The sequence below is a fragment of the Nocardia sp. NBC_01009 genome (assembly GCF_045208035.1).
Classification (GTDB): Bacteria; Actinomycetota; Actinomycetes; order Mycobacteriales; family Mycobacteriaceae; genus Nocardia.
The window spans coordinates 3,588,966-3,607,926 of sequence record NZ_CP108695.1 but is presented as its reverse complement, the minus strand read 5'-3'; the positions used below and the strand labels follow the sequence as shown (position 1 = coordinate 3,607,926).

General features: G+C 67.7%; 16 protein-coding genes. 8 read left to right on the top strand and 8 right to left on the bottom strand.

Translation table 11 applies throughout. The features are described 5' to 3' along the window. Positions 1-378: 378 nt before the first annotated feature. Positions 379-1,329, top strand: coding sequence for a sigma-70 family RNA polymerase sigma factor (locus OHA42_RS16100; protein ID WP_406237955.1), 951 nt, complete (start codon positions 379-381; stop codon positions 1,327-1,329). Continuing rightward, positions 1,326-1,913: a maleylpyruvate isomerase family mycothiol-dependent enzyme gene (locus OHA42_RS16095; protein WP_406237954.1), complete on the top strand. Its 588-nt coding sequence runs from the start codon at positions 1,326-1,328 to the stop codon at positions 1,911-1,913. The genes OHA42_RS16100 and OHA42_RS16095 overlap by 4 nt, the downstream gene beginning before the upstream one ends. 381 nt (positions 1,914-2,294) lie before the next feature. Here OHA42_RS16095 and bioD read toward each other — a convergent pair whose 3' ends face one another. The 4 genes from bioD to OHA42_RS16075 form a co-directional block, all read right to left on the bottom strand. Continuing rightward, entirely contained in the window at positions 2,295-2,957 is a 663-nt protein-coding gene (bioD, locus tag OHA42_RS16090) for a dethiobiotin synthase (RefSeq protein ID WP_406237952.1), read from the bottom strand. Next, positions 2,954-3,088, bottom strand: coding sequence for a hypothetical protein (locus OHA42_RS16085; RefSeq protein WP_406237950.1), 135 nt, complete (start codon positions 3,086-3,088; stop codon positions 2,954-2,956). Before OHA42_RS16085 ends, bioD begins: the two co-directional genes overlap by 4 nt. Continuing rightward, positions 3,085-4,239, bottom strand: a complete 1,155-nt coding sequence (locus OHA42_RS16080) for an 8-amino-7-oxononanoate synthase (RefSeq protein WP_406237949.1) — start codon at positions 4,237-4,239, stop codon at positions 3,085-3,087. The genes OHA42_RS16085 and OHA42_RS16080 overlap by 4 nt, the downstream gene beginning before the upstream one ends. Positions 4,240-4,487: 248 nt before the next feature. Continuing rightward, positions 4,488-5,759 carry an adenosylmethionine--8-amino-7-oxononanoate transaminase gene (locus tag OHA42_RS16075; RefSeq protein WP_406237947.1) on the bottom strand — a complete coding sequence of 424 codons (1,272 nt, stop codon included), beginning with the start codon at positions 5,757-5,759 and terminating at the stop codon, positions 4,488-4,490. 250 nt (positions 5,760-6,009) lie between these two features. Between OHA42_RS16075 and OHA42_RS16070 the strand changes: the two genes are divergently transcribed. From OHA42_RS16070 to treY, 3 genes are read left to right on the top strand one after another with little or no spacing between them, the layout of a single operon-like run. After that, complete coding sequence (locus tag OHA42_RS16070) at positions 6,010-6,231, top strand: hypothetical protein (protein WP_406237945.1); 222 nt, start codon at positions 6,010-6,012, stop codon at positions 6,229-6,231. Positions 6,232-6,290: 59 nt separating this feature from the next. Then, positions 6,291-8,411, top strand: coding sequence for a glycogen debranching protein GlgX (glgX, locus tag OHA42_RS16065; RefSeq protein ID WP_406237944.1), 2,121 nt, complete (start codon positions 6,291-6,293; stop codon positions 8,409-8,411). Further along, positions 8,408-10,846, top strand: coding sequence for a malto-oligosyltrehalose synthase (gene treY, locus OHA42_RS16060; protein WP_406237942.1), 2,439 nt, complete (start codon positions 8,408-8,410; stop codon positions 10,844-10,846). The genes glgX and treY overlap by 4 nt, the downstream gene beginning before the upstream one ends. On the opposite strand, the gene OHA42_RS16055 is transcribed toward treY, so the two are convergent. The 3 genes from OHA42_RS16055 to OHA42_RS16045 all read right to left on the bottom strand — a co-directional run bounded on the left by OHA42_RS16055 (position 10,766) and on the right by OHA42_RS16045 (position 13,707). Then, on the bottom strand, positions 10,766-11,998 hold the full coding sequence (locus tag OHA42_RS16055) for a DUF2235 domain-containing protein (protein WP_406237940.1): 1,233 nt from the start codon (positions 11,996-11,998) through the stop codon (positions 10,766-10,768). The two genes, treY and OHA42_RS16055, sit on opposite strands and share 81 nt — an antisense overlap. Positions 11,999-12,184: 186 nt before the next feature. Further along, entirely contained in the window at positions 12,185-12,799 is a 615-nt protein-coding gene (locus tag OHA42_RS16050; RefSeq protein ID WP_406237939.1) for an MspA family porin, read from the bottom strand. A gap of 86 nt (positions 12,800-12,885) precedes the next feature. Then, positions 12,886-13,707 carry a methyltransferase domain-containing protein gene (locus OHA42_RS16045; protein WP_406237937.1) on the bottom strand — a complete coding sequence of 274 codons (822 nt, stop codon included), beginning with the start codon at positions 13,705-13,707 and terminating at the stop codon, positions 12,886-12,888. Between the two features lie 126 nt (positions 13,708-13,833). Between OHA42_RS16045 and OHA42_RS16040 the strand changes: the two genes are divergently transcribed. After that, positions 13,834-16,581 carry an AAA family ATPase gene (locus tag OHA42_RS16040; protein WP_406237936.1) on the top strand — a complete coding sequence of 916 codons (2,748 nt, stop codon included), beginning with the start codon at positions 13,834-13,836 and terminating at the stop codon, positions 16,579-16,581. 129 nt (positions 16,582-16,710) lie between these two features. Here OHA42_RS16040 and OHA42_RS16035 read toward each other — a convergent pair whose 3' ends face one another. Then, a complete protein-coding gene (locus tag OHA42_RS16035; protein ID WP_406237934.1) occupies positions 16,711-16,950 on the bottom strand; it encodes a hypothetical protein in 240 nt (79 codons plus the stop codon). A gap of 87 nt (positions 16,951-17,037) precedes the next feature. Here OHA42_RS16035 and OHA42_RS16030 point away from each other — a divergent pair, with 87 nt between their 5' ends. Both OHA42_RS16030 and ilvA read left to right on the top strand, forming a co-directional pair. Beyond that, positions 17,038-17,472, top strand: a complete 435-nt coding sequence (locus OHA42_RS16030; RefSeq protein WP_328411489.1) for a nitroreductase family deazaflavin-dependent oxidoreductase — start codon at positions 17,038-17,040, stop codon at positions 17,470-17,472. Between the two features lie 68 nt (positions 17,473-17,540). Beyond that, positions 17,541-18,896: a threonine ammonia-lyase IlvA gene (ilvA, locus tag OHA42_RS16025; RefSeq protein ID WP_406237931.1), complete on the top strand. Its 1,356-nt coding sequence runs from the start codon at positions 17,541-17,543 to the stop codon at positions 18,894-18,896. Positions 18,897-18,961 lie beyond the last annotated feature (65 nt).

Here is an 18,961-nt window from a genome sequence, read left to right as displayed (position 1 = left end):
CCTGCCTCGACCGAACTTGTCAGTCCGCTCACACACGCCGTACCTGGGCGGGGTGGGACGGATGGACCCTGACAACCCTGGCACGCCCAGTACTCGGCTTCCGTGTTCGGCTCTACGCGACCGGCAAACCCGTCGAACGTATTCGCGACCGCACTGGTGATCTCCTCACACTGGGGCCACCACCTTGGTGTACTCACAATGCTCCTTCCTGTGCAGCGTGCCTGCTCAGATACCGACCGGCGCGACGGCCGAACTCATCGGCCGGGGTGCCGGAATTCCGGCACCGATGAGTTCCGGGCACGCGGACGGTCTGCATGTTCGAGGACTTCCATGCCACAGCCGGGGTCCGAAACGACGTAGTCCGACAAAGGGGCACCGATGGTCGACATCGACGAGTTCGCCGCACATACGGCGCAATACCGGCGGGAATTGCTCGCGCACTGTTATCGGATGGTCGGCTCGGTGGACGACGCCGAGGATCTGGTGCAGGAGACGATGCTGCGGGCCTGGCGCGGCTACGGCGACTTCGAGGGGCGGGCGTCGATGCGGACGTGGCTGTATCGGATCGCGACCAACGCCTGTCTCAACGCGCTGCAGCACAACAGTAGGCGCGTGCTGCCATCGGGACTTTCTGGGCCGTCGGATGATCCGGAAACAGCACCGTTCCTCTCGAACGAGATCCCCTGGCTCCAGCCGATGCCGGATGTCCGCATCGAGCCCGAGTCGGCGGATCCGGCCGCGATCGTCGCCGCGCGCGAAGGAATGCGGCTGGCGTTGATCGCCGTGTGGCAGTATCTGCCGCCACGCCAGCGCGCGGTGCTGATCCTGCGGGATGTGCTGCGCTGGAAAGCATCCGAGGTGGCGGAACTACTGGAGGTGAGCGTCGCCGCGGTCAACAGCACGTTGCAGCGCGCGCACGCCACCCTGCGGCAACTGCCTGTGGCGACGGCCGATATCGCCGAGCCCGACGATCCGGCCGTGCGTGGGGTGCTCGACCGGTACGCGGCCGCGTTCGAGAACGCCGACATGGCGGCACTCACCGAGCTGTTGAAAACCGATGCGGTGATGGAGATGCCGCCGATCCGCGAATGGTTCCGCGGTAACCTTCGCATCGTCCGACTGATCGCCACGCGATGCCCGGCCCGCGCAGGCGAGGTACAGATGGTGCGCACCGCCGCCAACGGGCAGCCCGCCTTCGGGTTCTACCTGCGCGGCGAGGCCCACTCGATTCATGTCCTCACCGCGACCCAGACGGGGATCGAGCGCATCGTTTCCTTCCACGACAGCGGACTCTTCGAAGGCTTCGACCTGCCGAAGTCACTGCCATGACCCGTGACCTGTTCGACCGATCGGTGCTGTATCTCCTGTGCGCTCTGCAGGGACTCGGCTCCGACCTCACCAGACCGACCCCATGCCGCGGCTGGGACCTGAGCAAGCTGCTTGCCCATGTGGACGAATCGATCGCCGCCCTGCGCGAAGGCGTTGCGGGCGGACGAATTTGCGCCGCCCCGGCCATTCGCCGTCCCGGTGCCACCGCCGTCGCACATGTCCAGGCCGCCGCCACCGGCCTACTCGGCGACCTGACCCACTACTCGCCGAATCCCGTGCTGGTGTCCGGCACCCCGTTGTCCGCCCAAACCGTCGGTGCGGCCGGCGCTCTCGAATTGACGGTGCACGCTTGGGATATCGCCGTGGTGCACACGCCGTCCGTACAGATCCCGGACGAGCTCGCAGGCGACCTACTGACCATCGCGCCGCAGCTCGTCCCGATCGCCGGTCGAGATCCGCTGTTCGGCCCCCCGGTCCCCACCTGCACCACCACGCCGGGCGAACAACTGCTCGCCTACCTCGGCCGCAAGATCCCTGTACACGCGCGAGCGGCTGACCCCGCAGCACTGCCCAGCGCATGGTGACCATCCGCCACAGTCGGTTTCGGCGCCGGCCATCTGCGCCCTCCACCCCATGCCCTACAACCCCAGCTGGTCGATCCCTGTTCCTCAACGGCTCCTGGGCGGCTCGCAGTACCGTAATAGCTTGGGCAACAGCAGCTTCGACGGTGTGCGTGTGGCGAATCGAGTCGACCACGACGAAGTCGTGAGTGATACCCCCGTTGCGGCCTGGACCACCGGGGCGCCCGCCCGCGCAGCTTGCCCGCGAGCATGCCCGCATGCCCGCATACCCAGAATGTGCGCTGAACGAACTCACTGGTTCGCGCCCAAGCGCAACTATGCGCGAGGGACCGAACTTTGTGTGCCATCGACGCGAAATCCACTCCAGCCGAACTGGTTCAGCCTTCACCAGGTGCGCGTGAACCACCCCGGAGCGGCGGCAGTAAAGCGGTCGCGCCCCCAAGCACCCGCGCCGGCGGGGATGGCGCCGACCACGTCGACGCCGGTGACCGCTGGCAGATCGGTGCGGTTGCACTCGGCGGCCAGGTCGGGGTCGGCGGGCCAGGAGCCGATCACCAGCCCCGCACAGCGCACGCCCGCCGATTGCAGTGCGCGGGTGGTCAATTCGCTGTGATTGAGCGTGCCGAGCCCGGCCGCGACGACCACCAAAACCGGTGCGTCGAGTCTCTGCGCGAGATCGAGCAGCGTGAATTCGCCCATACGGACGAGCAGTCCGCCCGCGCCTTCGACCAGGGTGAGGTCCGCGTCGGCGAGAGCCTCTATCGCAGCCACGGTTTCGGCCATGGTCAGCAGCGGTCGGCCGCAGCGGCGGGCCGCGGTGTCAGGCGCCAACGGATCCGGGTAGCGGGCGAGTTCGAGGGTTCGGGTGACACCTGCCAGGCGCTCGACCTCGGCGAGATCGCCGGGTTCGCCCGGAGCGACACCGCTTTGGGCGGGCTTGCACACCGCGACCGATCGGCCGGCCACGCAGGCCGCCGCCGCGATCGCCGCTGTCACCACGGTCTTGCCGACCTCGGTGGAGGTTCCGGTGATCAACAGCGGACTCATGGCCACACCTCGCTGAATACGCGGGCCCGCGAAGACTCGGACGCGACCGTGCCGGAGCGCATGCCGACCGACGGCGCGGCGCCCGGCACGGTGTCGCCGCCCGAAGCTGCGGCGCTGAACTGTCCGCTCATGCCGGCACCACGCTCAACCCGCGAGCTTCGGCCAAGACCTCGGTGAGAACGGTGGCGATGGTGTCGAGTTCGGCGGGAGTGAGGTTGGCGCGGGCGGTCAGACGCAGGCGGGAGGTGCCCTCCGGGACCGACGGCGGACGGAAGCAGCCGACGTCGAGACCACGGGACCGGCAGGCTCGTGCGGCGTCGTAGGCGACCTGCGCCTCGCCGAGCACGACCGAGACCACCGCCGAATCCGGTGCCGGCACACCGGCGATACGGGCGATGTCGGCGGCCCGCTCGAGCACGCGGGCGGCCATCCCGGGTTCACGGCGCAGCAATCGCAGAGCTGCACGCGCCGCGCCGACGGCGGCAGGCGCGAGGCCGGTGTCGAAGATGAAGGTGCGTGCGGCATCGATCAGGTGTGCGCGGACCCGCGCACTGGCCAGTACGGCACCACCTTGGGCGGCAAAAGCTTTCGAGAGGGTCGCGGTGATGACCAGGTCCGGCTCCCCGGCCAGGCCGACCTCGTGCGCCAGCCCGCGCCCACCGGTGCCGCGCACGCCGAGACCATGCGCCTCGTCCACGATCAGCACCGCGCCGTTGGCGCGGGTCACCCGGTGCAGTTCGGCAAGCGCAGCCAGGTCACCGTCGGCGCTGAACACCGAATCGGTCAGCACGAGCGCGCGTTCCTCGGTGCGGGCGGCCAACAACCGGTCGACGGCGTCGACATCGCGATGGGCGGCGATCTCCACCCGCGCTCGCGACAGTCGGCAGGCGTCCACCAGTGAGGCGTGACTGCCCGCGTCGGAGACGACAAGCGCGCCGCGTCCGGCCAGCGCGGTCACCGCGCCCAGGTTGGCGGCGTACCCGGAGGCGAACACCAAACCGGCTTCGGCGCCGACGAATTCGGCAAGCTCGGCCTCGAGTTGTTCATGCGCGGCGGTAGTGCCGGTGACCAACCGGGACCCGGTCGAACCAGCCCCCCATTGCCGCACTGCGTCGATGGCACCCTCGACTACCTCGGGATGCCGAACCAGACCGAGGTAGTCGTTGGAGGCGAGATCGATCGACGGCGATTGCGGCGCCCGTGCCCGCAGCTCGCGCCGCAAGCCAGCGGTCACCCGCTCTGCCGCACGCTCGTCCAACCAACTCAACGGATCGGTAGTCACAGCTCCGAAGCGTACTTGAACACCGTTCAGGTCGCGTAATGGACCTAACTTCCGCCACCCGCCGCGGGTGGGATCCCCCCGATCGGCAGCACACCGTTTCCACAGCTCTTCCGCCTCACCCGATCCCCATCCGGCGACTTCGCCGACCAAGCCGCGAGGGCGACCACACATTCTCCGTGCACCCACGACACCGAAGCAGCACCCAGCCCGGCGGCCACCACCGCCAGTCGGCTCGCGAATATTTCCGGCTAGGCCGACTGCGCTTCGACCGCGGCCCGCATGCCCGCCGTGATCGCCGCGACATCGTCCGACGTGCTGATGAACGGCGGCATCGTGTAGATGAGGTTGCGGAAGGGGCGCAGCCATACGCCCGCGGACACGGCAGCCTCGGTTGCTGTGCGCATGTCGACCGGACCATCGAGTTCGATGACACCGATCGCGCCGAGCACCCTGACCTCGACGACCCCGCGCAGGTCGCCGACCGGGGCGAGACCGGCATTCAGCTCGGATTCGATGCGGGCGACCTCGCCGCGCCAGTCGCGTTGCAGCAGCAGCTCCATCGACGCCACGGCGACGGCGCAGGCCAGCGGGTTGCCCATGAACGTGGGCCCGTGCATCAGACCGCCGTGCGCCGCGCTGAGGGTTTCTGCGATCTGCGCGGTACACAACGCCGCGGCCAATGTGAGGTAGCCACCCGTCAGCGCCTTGCCGACGCAGAGGACATCGGGACGCACGCCCGCATGGTCGGCGGCGAAAAGCGCTCCAGTGCGGCCGAATCCGGTGGCGATCTCGTCGAAGATCAGCAGCACGCCGTGTTCGTCGCACAGGCGGCGCAGGTCGGCGAGGTAGCGCGGGTCGTGCCAGCGCATGCCGCCCGCACCCTGGACGACCGGCTCGACAATGACGGCCGCGAGTTCATCGGCGTGCGCGGCCAGCGCACGGTCGAGTTCGGCGACGTAGCCGGATTCGTAGTCGCGGGGCGGCGTCGGCACGAAGATGTGCTCGACCAGTACGTCGGTCCACAGCGAGTGCATCCCGCCGTCCGGGTCGCACACGCCCATCGGCGTGAACGTGTCACCGTGATATCCACCGCGCCAGGTGAGCAGCCGCCGCTTGCCCGGCAGCCCGAGCGCGCGCCAATACTGCAGGCACATCTTCACCGCGACCTCGATGGACACCGATCCCGAGTCGCACAGGAACACCTTGTCCAGGCCGTCGGGGGTGTGCTCGACGAGCAGTTCGGACAGCCGGGCCGCGGGCTCGTGGGTGAGCCCACCGAACATCACGTGACTCATCCGCTGTGACTGGGCGACCAGTGCCGCGTCCAGCACCGGATGCCGGTAGCCGTGGATCGCGGCCCACCAGGAGCTCATACCGTCGACGAGTTCGCGCCCGTCGGACAGGGTCAGCCGGGTCCCGGACGCGCCCGCCACCACGAGCAGCTCGGTCGTCGCGGGGAAACCACCGTAGGGATGCCAAACATGCTCGGCGTCGATGGCGGCGATCTCGTCGGGGGTCATTGCCACAGGAATCCTCGCGGTCGTGCGACTGCCCCGGCCTCCCCGGAGCTGGCTTGAACGGCGTTCAAGTTACCACTCGAGCTGGGTAAGCACGACCTCGCCGGAGGGCACTCCACTCCAACACCTGACCGCACAACCACACCCGGCGACGCCTCACGGCTCCCCGCGCAGCCGTGCACGCGTTCTGGAGCGAGGCAGCAGATACCCGCGTTCGACCACGAAATCCGCCCCGCCCCTGCGGCATTGGCAGATGTTCCTGCTGTGGCACAACCTGCACGCCGCGGGCCGGAGCACCCGCACCCGAGTGGCACGCGACCCGCTTGCCCCGGCATTGCTGTGGGATTACCAGGACGGCTACCCGGCGGGCATTCCCGCACGGCTTCAACGCGCCGTCCTCGGCGGGCTCGCCGCCATCGCCAAGCGCGCGGGTTACCAGCGTCGCTGGTTGAAAATCAGTCCCGACCAGCACTGACGCGCCCGACCCCAACCACCCACATGGACGGTTGCCCGGCTGCCGCTAGTGTCGTTGACATGGCTCAGCCCGACGCAGCGCCCGGTGACGTGACACCACTCGGTGTTTGGCCCGGCACCGCCTACCCTCTGGGCGCTACCTACGATGGCGCAGGCACCAATTTTTCGGTGTTCTCCGAGGTCGCCGATGCAGTCGAGCTGAGCCTGATCGCCAGGGATGGCACCGAGACCAGGATCCCGCTGGAGGAGGTCGACACCTACGTCTGGCACGCGTATCTACCGACGATCGGACCGGGACAGCGCTACGGCTTCCGAGTGCACGGGCCCTACGACCCGGATCACGGATTACGCTGCGATCCCAGCAAATTGCTGCTCGATCCCTACGGGAAAGCTTTCGACGGCGACTTCGACAACGATCCGTCGCTCTACACCCACGGCCTGGATTCCCTGGGGCACACCATGACCGGCGTGGTGATCAACCCGTTCTTCGACTGGGGCTCCGATCGCAGGCCGAATCGGCCCTATCACGAGACGGTGCTCTACGAGGCGCACGTCAAGGGCATGACGATGACGCACTCCGACATTCCCGAGGAGTTGCGCGGCACCTACGCGGGCATCGCGCACCCGGCGATCGTCGGATATCTGAAAAGCCTCGGCATCACCGCTATCGAACTGATGCCGGTGCACCAATTCCTGCACGACCGTGTCCTGCTGGATCAGGGCCTGCGAAATTACTGGGGTTACAACAGTTTCGGCTACCTGGCCCCGCACAACGAGTACGCCGCGAGCCCGCGTGGCGGCGCCGCGGTCACCGAGTTCAAAGCGATGGTGCGCGCCCTGCACGCGGAAGGCATCGAGGTGATCCTCGACGTGGTCTACAACCACACCGGTGAGGGCAATCACCTCGGACCGACCCTCGCCTTCCGTGGTATCGACAACGCCGCCTACTACCGCCTGATGGACGACGACCCGTCGCACTACATGGATTACACCGGCACCGGCAACAGCCTCAACGTGCGCCACCCGCACACCCTGCAGCTGATCATGGACTCGCTGCGCTACTGGATCCTGGACATGCACGTCGACGGCTTCCGCTTCGATCTGGCCGCCACGCTGGCCCGCGAACTGCACGACGTGGACCGGCTTTCCACGTTTTTCGATCTGGTGCAACAGGATCCGGTGGTCAGTCAGGTGAAGCTGATCGCGGAACCGTGGGATGTCGGCGAAGGCGGCTATCAGGTCGGCAACTTCCCCGGCCTGTGGACCGAGTGGAACGGCAAGTACCGCGACACCGTCCGCGACTATTGGCGCGGCGAGCCCGCGACGCTCGGTGAGTTCGCCTCCCGGCTCACCGGCTCCTCGGACCTGTACGAGGACACCGGCCGCAGACCGAGCGCGAGCATCAACTTCATCACCGCACACGACGGGTTCACGCTGCGGGATCTGGTGTCTTACAACGAGAAACACAACGAGGCCAACGGCGAGGACAACCGCGACGGCGAAAGCTGGAACCGGTCCTGGAACTGTGGGGTGGAGGGCCCCACCGACGACCCGGATATCCTCGCCCTGCGCGCCAAGCAAAGCCGCAACCTGCTGGCCACGCTGGTGCTCAGCCAGGGGACGCCGATGCTCTCACACGGCGACGAAATCGGGCGGACGCAAGGGGGGAACAACAATGTGTATTGCCAGGACTCACCGCTGGCCTGGATGGACTGGTCACTGATGCAGACGAATTCGGACCTGCTCGACTTCACCCGCACGGTGATCGCGCTGCGTACCGAGCACCCCATCTTCCGCCGCCGACGCTTCCTGAAGGGCAGGCCGATCCGGTCCAAGGAACATGCCCGCGACATCGCGTGGCTCACCCCGGCGGGCGATCAGATGACGCCTGCGGACTGGGACAGCGGATTCGGCAAGTCGCTGACGGTGTATCTCAACGGACGCGGCATACCCGAACCCGGCCCCCGTGGCGAACACATCACCGACGATTCGTTCCTGCTGTGCTTCAACGCGCACGATTCCGCCCTCGATTTCGCCCTGCCCGGCACCGATTACGGTCCAGAGTGGTCGGTCGCGCTCGACTGCTCGATACCCGACGGCCGCTGCGAAACCGTCTATCCGGCGGCCGCGACCGTCACCCTCCCCGCCCGGTGCCTGCTCGTCCTCCGTTGCACCGCATGACCGAAACGCCCATGACCGAGACGCAGATACACTTCACCGATCCCATTCTCCGTGGCCGCCGAGCTGCCCGGCAGACCACGGTCCGCAGCACCTACCGACTCCAGCTGCGGCCCGATGTGCTGACTTTCACCGAGGCCCGCTCGATCGCGGAATACCTACAGCAGCTGGGTATCTCGCACCTGTACCTCTCGCCGATCCTGACTGCGGTGCAGGGCTCGCCGCACGGCTACGACGTCACCGACCCCACCACCGTGTCGGCGGCGCTCGGCGGCCCGGCCGGCCTGAAGGCGCTCGCCGACGAAGTACGCAGTCGCGGTATGGGTTTGATCGTGGACCTGGTGCCCAACCATGTCGGTGTCGCCGACCCGCAGCAGAACCCATGGTGGTGGGACGTGCTGCGCAACGGACGCGAATCGAAGTTCGCGCACTTCTTCGACATCGACTGGAGCCCGGCCAACGGCGCGGGCGGGCGGCTGGCGCTGCCGGTGTTGCAGAGCGAAAACGACCCGGCGGCCCTGACTGTCGACCGGTCCGGTTCGGAACCGATGCTGGCACTGCACGACCTGCGTTTCCCCATCGCGGCGGGCACCGACGGCGACAACGCGCTACGCATCCACGACAAACAGCACTATCGGCTGGTCAGCTGGAGGGCCGGACTGTGCACCTATCGCCGGTTCTTCGCCGTCAGCAGCCTGGCTTCGTTGCGTCAGGAAGATCCCGAGGTCTTCGATATCACCCATCGCGAGCTCGCCGCCTGGTGCGAGCACGATCTCATCGATGGCGTCCGGGTCGACCATCCGGACGGATTGTCCTACCCCGCCGCCTATCTGACGAAGCTGCGCAGGCTGATCGGACCGCAGCGGCTGCTGCTGGTGGAGAAGATCCTGGCCAACCGCGAGCCGCTCGATGCGACGCTGCCGATCGACGGCACCACCGGCTACGACGCGCTCGCCGATATCGGCGGCGTGCTCATCGACCCGGAGGGTGAGCCCCCGCTCACCGAACTGTCCCGGCGCATCGCCGGGCACGGCAGCGACCGGGCCTGGATCGGCGAGACCGAGCACCGGATCAAACGCGCGGTCGCCGAAAGCATTCTGGCCCCCGAGGTTCGACGGTTGGTCGCCGCTGTCAAACGCGACGCGCGCGCGGAAAGCTTCGACACCATGGCGCTGACCAACGCGACCATCGAAGTGCTGGCGTTCATGCCGGTGTATCGCGTCGACTACGCGCCGCTGGCCGGGATGACCGGCGCGGTGGTCGCCGAAGTCGAGAAGCGCAACACCGAGCTGACCGCACCGTTGAACATCCTGGTGTCTGCCTTGGCTATCGAAGGCGAAGCCAGCGTGCGCTTCAGTCAGGTCTGCGGCGCGCTGACCGCCAAATCCGTCGAAGACACCATGTTCTATCAGGCGGCCCGGCTGGTCTCCTTGCAGGAGGTGGGCGGCAACCCGGCTCGATTCGGCCACTCGCTCAACGAGTTCCACCTGTCCAACAGCGAACGCGCGCAACGCTGGCCTGCCACCATGACCACGCTGTCCACCCACGACACCAAACGTGGTGAGGACGTGCGGGCACGAATCGGGGTGCTGTCGCAGGTTGCCGAGACCTGGGCGCAGTCGGTCGAGTCGTGGGAGGAGCAGACGCCGGGTCCCGACGGCGCGACGACACTGTTCCTGCTGCAGAACATGTTCGGCGTGTGGCCTGCCGACGGCCGCCCGGCCTCCTCGGTAGCGGGCCTGCGCGAGCGACTGCATCTGTTCGCGGAGAAGTCGATTCGCGAAGCGGGCGTGCACACCTCGTGGGAGGAGCCGGATGCCGAGTTCGAGGCATCGGTGCACGGCTGGCTGGATGCGGTGATCGACGGACCGGTCGGCTCCGAAATCGGCGACCTGGTGCACGAGCTCGCGCCACACGCCTGGTCGGATGCGTTGTCGCAGAAGCTGCTCCAGCTGTGCGGGCCCGGCATCCCGGACATCTACCAGGGCTGTGAGCTGTGGGAGGACACCCTGGTCGACCCGGACAACCGGCGGCCGGTGGACTTCGCGGCACGCGCCGGGCTACTGCAATCGCTCACCGGCACACCGGCATTGAACACCAATGGGGCGGCAAAGATGTGGATCGTCGCCTACGCGCTGTGGCTGCGCAGGGAGCGGCCGGACTGCTTCGTCGGCGGCACCTATCTGCCGCTGTTCGCCACCGGCGACCACGCGGGCAGGCTGGTGAGCTATGCCCGTGGCCGGGCGGGCGAGGCGCCCGAGGTGATCGTCGCCACCACCCGGCACAGCATCGGTCTCGCCGAAACCGGGTGGGGCGACACTACGCTCGCATTGCCGCAGGGCAGCTGGACCGACCGGTTAACCGGCCACACTTTCCAGAGCCGGGCTCGACTGGAGAAGCTCTTCGCCCGCCTGCCTGTCGCCCTGCTCGTCCGCTAGCAGGGTGGACACCCCACCGGTCTGCTCGACCAGGTCCGCCGGGAACATGCCGCCGAGGTCCGCGCGCCAGCGCCGCAGATTCACCGGCCGGTAGTCCGGCTCGGTCTTGGCGCTGGACGCTATCCGGACACACTGGTCGATCGGGGTGGCCAACCGCCGCCAGGAATCCCAATGGAAGCGCCGGTTGCGTGGGTTGCGCAGCATCCGAAGCACATTGAGGACGCGGTAGCCGATGCCGAGGGACTTGTGCAGTTCCAGGTGCTTCGCGCCCTCGGCGTGGCAGCGCTTGGAAAGCCCCGCCAACCGCTCCCGGTCGAAGGCGAGGCCGACCGATTCGGCCTCGGTCACCATCCACTGCAGGGTGATGTCGGACAGGCCGCATTCTTTGTAGCCGCCGCCGATATCGCTGTGCACACCCTCGAACCAGACCTGCTTCACTCGATCGAAGTGCTTGCGGTACTTCACGTTCGGCTCGATCGGCACCTCCCAGAGGCACGGCTCGAAGTTGCGGCGCCGCTCGTCGATCGCCAGCGCCTGGCGCGCGCAGTGCACGTTGGATGAGAGCTTCACATCGTGGAACTTATGCCGCAGCGAGGTCAACCCCGGCACGCCGAGCGCGCCGACGGTGTCGAACACACCGAGGAAGTCGATCTTGGCGGGGTACCTGCAGTGCTCGCCGCGGAAGTCGATCCACTCCTGCGGCTCCGGCGGATCCGGGTTCTGCACCGTCCGGTTCGGGGCGACCTGCCGATGAATGCGCAGCGCGTGTGGATACTGACCGTCGATCATCGCCTCCGGCGTCATGATCCCGATTCGGCCGATCAGTCCGGCCAGGCTGCGGGCGGTGAAGGCGCCGCGACTGAAGCCGAAGATGTAGATCTCGTCGCCGGGCTCCCAGTTCAGTGCGAGATGCCAATACGCCGACGACAGGTTCGCCTCCAGCCCGAGTCCGAAAGCACCGCCCATCAGCCGGTCGGTGAGGAACCCGCGCGCCCCGGGCCCCGACACATAGCTCACCCACTGCTGAATCGACTCTCCGGCCGGTCCCGGCGCGGAGAAGCTGATGGTCTGAGCGATCTTGATGATGTTGGATACCGTGCTGCTCGATTCGGCCTTCCAGGTGCCGTCACAACAAACTACCAGGCGTTTCATGGGCAAATTCTCCCGCCGCATCCCCGTGCAAACCTGCGTACTGGACTACTCGAATCATCGAGGCTCGGGTACGGAATGTTAATAAAAACAATGCATTTCAGTAAACGAATACCCCGCGATGTCAATGGGGGAACGCATGAAGAACCAGAAAAGCCCCGGCATACCGGGGCTTTTTCGGGGAAGCTCTCACAACCAGGTAGGGTCGCCGAACACCGCACCCATGTCGTCGACCTCGGGTGAGGTGGCAATCACATACGTGAATTGCCGGATACTGACCGGACCGGTGCAGGTGTTGATCTTGAGATGGAAGTCCCGAATCACCGTCTGAATAAGCTTTCCCGGAATCATGTCCTTCTCGGTCATCGCGACCTCGGCGACCTCACCGGGCGTGAGGTTGAGTGTCACGATCGGGTTGGGGTTCAAGAGGAGAGGTGGTTGGTCTTCGGTGTCCGGGTCGATCCCGATGATGAGATCGGGGGTCCCGCCGAGAGTGCCGGCGCCGACGGTCACCGCGCAACCGATGTGATACCCCACCCGTAGCTTGCCCACCCCTCCGTCGACCTGGCCATAGGCGACCGAGCTGACAAAGGCCTCCCTGGTGGTGCCCACCTGGTTCAACGGCGCGATGCGGCTGATCGTCTCGTCCCTGTTGCCGACCATCAGGTTGCCGCCCAGCGGTGACGCGTAGGTCCTTTCGTGCGGCGGCAGGGTGATGATTTCGGCTTCGGCGCGTGGTGCCGAAGCTACCGGCGAAAGCGCAGCAAGACACACTCCGGCGAGCACTAGAGCTACCTTCGTCATGTTCGACCGCATGACGGAGATACTAGTAGCGCACCGCTATAGCGACAGGCTAGGACACGGCTTGCGCTTCGTATCGTTTCCCTCGGTCACCGCTTGTGCGCCAATACCGCGAACATGGTCACCGACAGGTGGTAGTCGCCGGCGGCGATGCCCGCGTCCAGGTCGGCGCGGAATTGATCATGTTGTGCTGCGGTGATCGCCCCCGCCGCGACGGCCCGCGCCGTCATTTCACCGTAGAGCGGCAGTGCCGATCCCGGGTCCCAGATCACCGCCTCCGAGCCCATGTCGTCGATCTCGAAATCCGCGGCGACCAGCAGACCGCGCAGACGGCGGCCGGACGCCGGATTGGGCGTGTTCGCCAGCAGCGTCTCCGACATGGCCCCCACGACCGCAGGATCACCGGGATGGGTGATCGCGGTGTGCCAATCACTGTCGATGAGCAGCACCCGGCCACCGGGGCGCAGCACCCGGGCGATCTCGGCGGTCGCGGCGGCCGGATCGTCGAGATGCTGGTACACGCGCTCACAGCGGATCGCATCGAAATAGCCGTCGGGGAAGGGCAGTTGGTAGACCGAGCCACCGAGATATCGCGCCCTCGACCCGGCGGCCTCGGCGCGCTGCTCGGCGACATCAACCATGGCCGGATTCGGATCGATGCCGACCGCCTCGCCGTCCGGGCCGACGCGCTCGGCGAACGCCATGACCTCCGAACCGGTGCCCGATCCGATGTCGAGGGCGCGCTCCCCGGCCGTGACCGCGAGCGCCTCGTGCGCCCAGCGCCGGATCCGCTGGATGCTGGGTAGTCGAGCCTGCACATCGAGAATGGCGACGAGCATGTCGATCTGTCCGGAATCGACATGCTCGACGTGGAAGGACGGCCCCATGTCGGGCGTATCGCCATGTGCCATACGCCCGACGGTACCTGCGCCGCAACGTCGCGTGGGGCAGGCCGACCATTCGCCGACCGAAACGCGGGCACGCCGACCAGACCCGTCCGCGCCGACAAGTCGGTCATTCGCGCAGGTGGGCATATATTGCCGACGACCGACCGTCCGCTCGACGGCTACGGTGAGCAGATGCTCCATGGACGAGAAGCCGAACAAGCACTCATCGATCGGCTGCTACAGGGAGCCAGGGAGGGTCGCAGCGGCGCTCTCGTTATTCGCGGCGAGCCCGGAATCGGGAAGACGGCACTGTTGGATTATGCGGCGGCCCAGGGTATTCCGACGGTGCGCAGTGCCGGTGTCGAGTCGGAGGCGGAGCTGCCCTTCGCCGCGCTGCACCTGCTGGTGCGACCGGGACTCGAGTTGGTGGACACGCTGCCCGGCCCGCAGCGCGATGCGCTGCGCGGCGCGTTCGGCCTGACCCAGCACAATCCGGCCGATCGGATGCTGATCGGACTCGCGGTGCTGTCACTGCTGGCCGAGGAAGCCGCCGATGGCCCGCTGCTGTGCCTGATCGATGACGCGCACTGGCTCGACCGTGCGACGGCCGAAACACTGCTGTTCGCGGCCAGACGGCTGGATGCCGAGGGCGTCGTCATCATCTTCGCCACCCGGCCTGCGAACGACGATTTTCCCGCGCCCGGTCTGGCGGAGCTGACCGTGACGGGATTGCGGCAGGACGCGGCGGCGGCACTGGTGGACAGCCACACCGGCGATCTGGCTCCCGCGCTGCGCTATCGACTGCTGACCGAGGCGGCGGGCAACCCGCTGGCACTGCTGGAATTGCCCGCGATGCTGGCCGTCGAGGCAACCGGCTCGGGTTCGGCGAGCACGGGGCCCAACCCGTTGCCGCTGACACAGCGCCTGCAGGTGGCCTTCCACGGCCAGGCCAGCAGGCTGCCCGCACCGACACGGACACTGCTGCTCGTCGCCGCCGCGGCAGGCATCGACGACCTCGGCACGGTGTTGCGGGCCGCGGCAGCCCTCGGCCCGCAGCTGTCGGATCTGCAACCCGCCGAGGACGCCGGGCTGCTGCACAGTAATGGTCGGACGCTGATCTTCCGCCATCCACTGCTGCGTTCGGCGGTCTACCAGGGTGCACCGCTCGCACAGCGCCTCGCCGTGCACTCGGCGCTCGCCGAGGCGTTGCACGATCCCTCGGACGCGGACCTGCGCGCCTGGCATTTGGCCGCCGCGGCAACAGGTCCCGATGAATCGACGGCTACCGCACTCGAGGAAACCGCCGACCGTGCCCGGCGGCGCAGCGGCTTCTCCGGCGCCGTCACCGCCTACGAGCGTGCGGCCGGCTTGAGCATCGACGCGAAAGCCCGCGTCCGGCGACTGGTCTTGGCTGCCGAAACCGCAAGCGAGGCAGGCCAATTGGACCGCGCCCGCACGCTCGCCGAACGCGCGGCAGGCCAGAACAGCGACCCGCTACTCGACGCGCGCCTGGACCTGGTGCGAGCGACCGCGGAATTCGGTGCAGGCAAACCACTCTCGGCCCATCAACTGCTGCTGGCAGGCGCGGACCTGGTGCGCGACGGCGAACCGGTGCACGCGGCCCGCATTCTGGCGCAGGCAGTGCACACGGCCTGGTATCTCGGCGCACCCGAATTGGCGGACGTCGCCGCGCGGCTGACCGCGCTGGCGTTGCCCGAGTCGGATTCGATGACGCCGATCGCCCGCTACACGGTCGCCGCCATCGAGGGCCGCTACACCGTCGACCTGCGCGAGACGGCCGCCGCGGCCCGCCGCACCGGCGCCGACAGCCCGCGGGACCTGGTCCAGATGTGCGGCGCGGGCCTGGTCGTCGGTCAGGATGAGCAGGTCGCGGAGCTGGCGCAGACTCTCATCGCCGAGTGCCGCGACCAGGGTCGCATCGCCCTGCTGCCGACGCTGCTGTTCTTTCGCGGCGAGGCCGAGGTATTCCTCGGCAGGCCGCACGAGGGCCGGATCGCAGCGACCGAGGGACTGCGGATCGCCGAGGACATCGGGCAGGACCATTGGATCAGCCAGCTCAGCAGCTACCTCGCCTACTTGGCCGCATTCGAAGGACGTGAGCAGGACTGCCGGGCACTGGTCGAACGCGCGCTGGCCGAGCAACTCGGCGGCGCCGCGGCGCCCGGTGCGCCATGGACGAATTCGGCGCTCGGCCTCCTCGAGCTCGGCCAGGGCAAGGTCGAGACGGCACTGGCGCGGCTGGAGCTGCTGACCGCCGAACCCGCCCGCCATCATGTCGCCGGGATGCGCGCCCTGCCGGATTTGATCGAGGCAGCGGTTCGGCTGGGCCGTCCGGAGCGGGCCGGAGACGCCATGGAACGGCTGCAGTCGTGGGCCGCGGGCGCACGGCAGGACTGGATCTCCGCGCTCGCCCACCGCTGTCAGGCGCTGATCGGTCCGGAAACCCTGGCGGAGGACCACTTTCAGGCCGCGCTCGCCCTCAGCGGCAGGCCGTTCGAGCAAGCGCGCACGCAGCTGCTGTTCGGCGAATGGTTGCGCCGCAGCCGCCGCAAGGTCGATGCACGCAACCAGTTGTCGCCCGCGTTGGAAATCTTCGAACGACTCGACGCCGCACCGTGGGCCGAGCGCGCTCGCACCGAACTCGCAGCGCTCGGCGTCGGCACCGCGGCACGCCCGGCGACCGGGGTACTTGCCCGGCTCACCCCGCAGGAACTGCAGATCGTGCGGCTCGCGGCGCAGGGCATGTCCAATCGCGATATCGCTGCGCAGCTGTTCCTCAGCCCGCGGACCGTGGGGCATCACCTGTACAAGGCATATCCGAAGCTTGGTGTGTTGTCGCGAGGGGAGCTGGCCGAGCTACCGCTCGACGCGGATTGACCGACTCCGCCGGGCCGAAAACGGTCACCGATCACGGTGGTGGCCGGCGAGATGCTCGGCCGATCACCTCGCCGGTGGAAAACGGGGGTGATCCAGTGGGCCCGCCGAGAGGACGCAGTCCGTGGACGGTCAGCTTGCGGAGAGGACCCGGTCAGTACGGCGTGCCGAGGCCGACCGGCGCTTACCCACCTGCCCGAGAATCCAGCGGGCTGCGGCCACCGCCGCGGCCGCAAGCACCGCGACCTGCAGCGAGCCGGTGATGAGCGCCAGCATCAGGCAGGTCACCAGCCCGGCGGCGAGCGCCTCGAGCTTGTACGTCGGCCACGCGGTGCCCGCGATATCGACGGCGGAAGGGTGAACCGTTGCCATGGGGTCAGGATATACGGATAACGAAGTTCGGTCCACCGAACATTCTCGGGCGGGAACAGCGGGCGGCACTGTCGCGTTGCCCGGGTTATGCCACTCACAGGAGACTATGCACCGAGCACGTCCGACTGGGCCCGCAAGCAGGCGGAAACGTACGAGAGTTCCGGCGGCACCGACGGCACCTCACTGCAGGGCAAGCCGGTAATCCTGCTCACCACGCGGGGCGCGAAGACGGGCTTGCTGCGCAAGACGCCGCTGATGCGGGTCGAACACGACGGGGAATACGCGATCGTCGCCTCGCTGGGCGGCGCACCGAAGAACCCGGTCTGGTACTACAACATCAAGGCCGATCCGCACGTCGAGTTGCGCGATGGCACCGTCACGAAGGACTACATCGCCCACGAGGTCTTCGGTGACGAGAAGGCCCGATGGTGGGAGCGATCCGTCGCTGTCTGGCCGGACTACGCGAACTATCAGACGAAGACCGACCGTCAGATCCCGGTCTTCGTCCTCACCCCGCAGTAATCCGCCACTGCGCACCGCAGGCCCACCCGCCGCGTCGGGCCGATGCGACGGGTGGCAGCATAATTCGGGTGTCCAATCCGCTCGAGGTCCTCGACGAACTGTCCGCTTCCCGTCCCGCACTGAGCGCTGATGAGATCGACGCCGCCGCCAAGCGCATTGCCGACATTATCGAGCCGACCCCGCTGCAGTTCAGCGCCCGACTCTCGGCGCTGACCGGTGCGCAGGTCTACCTCAAACGCGAAGACTTCTCGGCCGTCCGCTCCTACAAGTTGCGTGGCGCCTACAACCTGATCGTGCAGCTCACCCCGGACGAGAAAGCCGCAGGCGTGGTCGCGGCCAGCGCGGGCAATCACGCCCAGGGCGTCGCCTTCGCCTGTAAGGCGATGGGAATCAGCGGCCGCATCTACGTTCCGACCACCACACCGAAGCAGAAGCGTGACCGCATCCGGGTGCACGGCGGCGAGTTCGTGGAGCTGATCGCCGTCGGAGAAACCTACGATGCGGCCGCCGCGGCCGCCGCCGCCGATGTCGAGCGCACCGGCGCGACCATGGTGCCGCCGTTCGACGATGTGCGCACCGCGGCCGGTCAGGGCACCATCGCCGCCGAAATCCTCGAGCAGCTCGGCACCTCCCCCGATCTGGTGGTGGTGCCGGTGGGCGGCGGTGGCTGCCTGGCCGGTATCGGCACCTACCTGCGCAACCGCTCGCCGCAGACCGGCATTCTCGGCGTGGAACCGGCAGGCGCGGCCTCGATGACCGCGGCGCTGGTTGCGGGCGGACCGGTGACGCTGCCGGAGATCGACCCGTTCGTGGACGGTGCCGCAGTGCGCCGGATCGGCGATGTGCCCTTCGCGGCGGTCTCGGGCTTCGGCGGCCGGGTGGTGTCCCATGGCTCGCTGCCATTACTCACCGCCACCGAATCTCCCGGTGGCGCAGGCGCTTTCCGTATCATGCAGGTGGACGAAGGCGCGATCTGCACCGCCATGCTCGACCTCTACCAGAACGAGGGCATCATCGCCGAGCCAGCGGGCGCGCTCGCGGTCACGGGGCTGTCGGAGATCACCGTCGAGCCCGGCTCGACGGTGGTGTGCCTGATCTCCGGCGGCAATAACGACGTGTCCCGCTACGGCGAGATCATCGAGCGTTCGCTGGTGCACCGCGGCCTGAAGCACTACTTCCTGGTGGACTTTCCGCAGGAGCCGGGCGCGCTGCGGCGCTTCTTGAACGAGGTGCTCGGGCCCGACGACGACATCACCCTGTTCGAGTACGTCAAGCGCAACAACCGGGAAACCGGTGCGGCGCTGGTCGGTATCGAACTCGGCACGCCGGATGGGTTGGCGCCGCTGCTGGAGCGCATCGCTGACACTCCGCTCCAGTGCGAGCGGCTGGTGCCGGGTTCTCCGGCCTACCGCTATCTGACCTGACGCCCGCCGGACTCGGGCGCCGTCCCGCCTTTCGTAGGGCGGCGCACGGGTGCCCGTGCTGATCG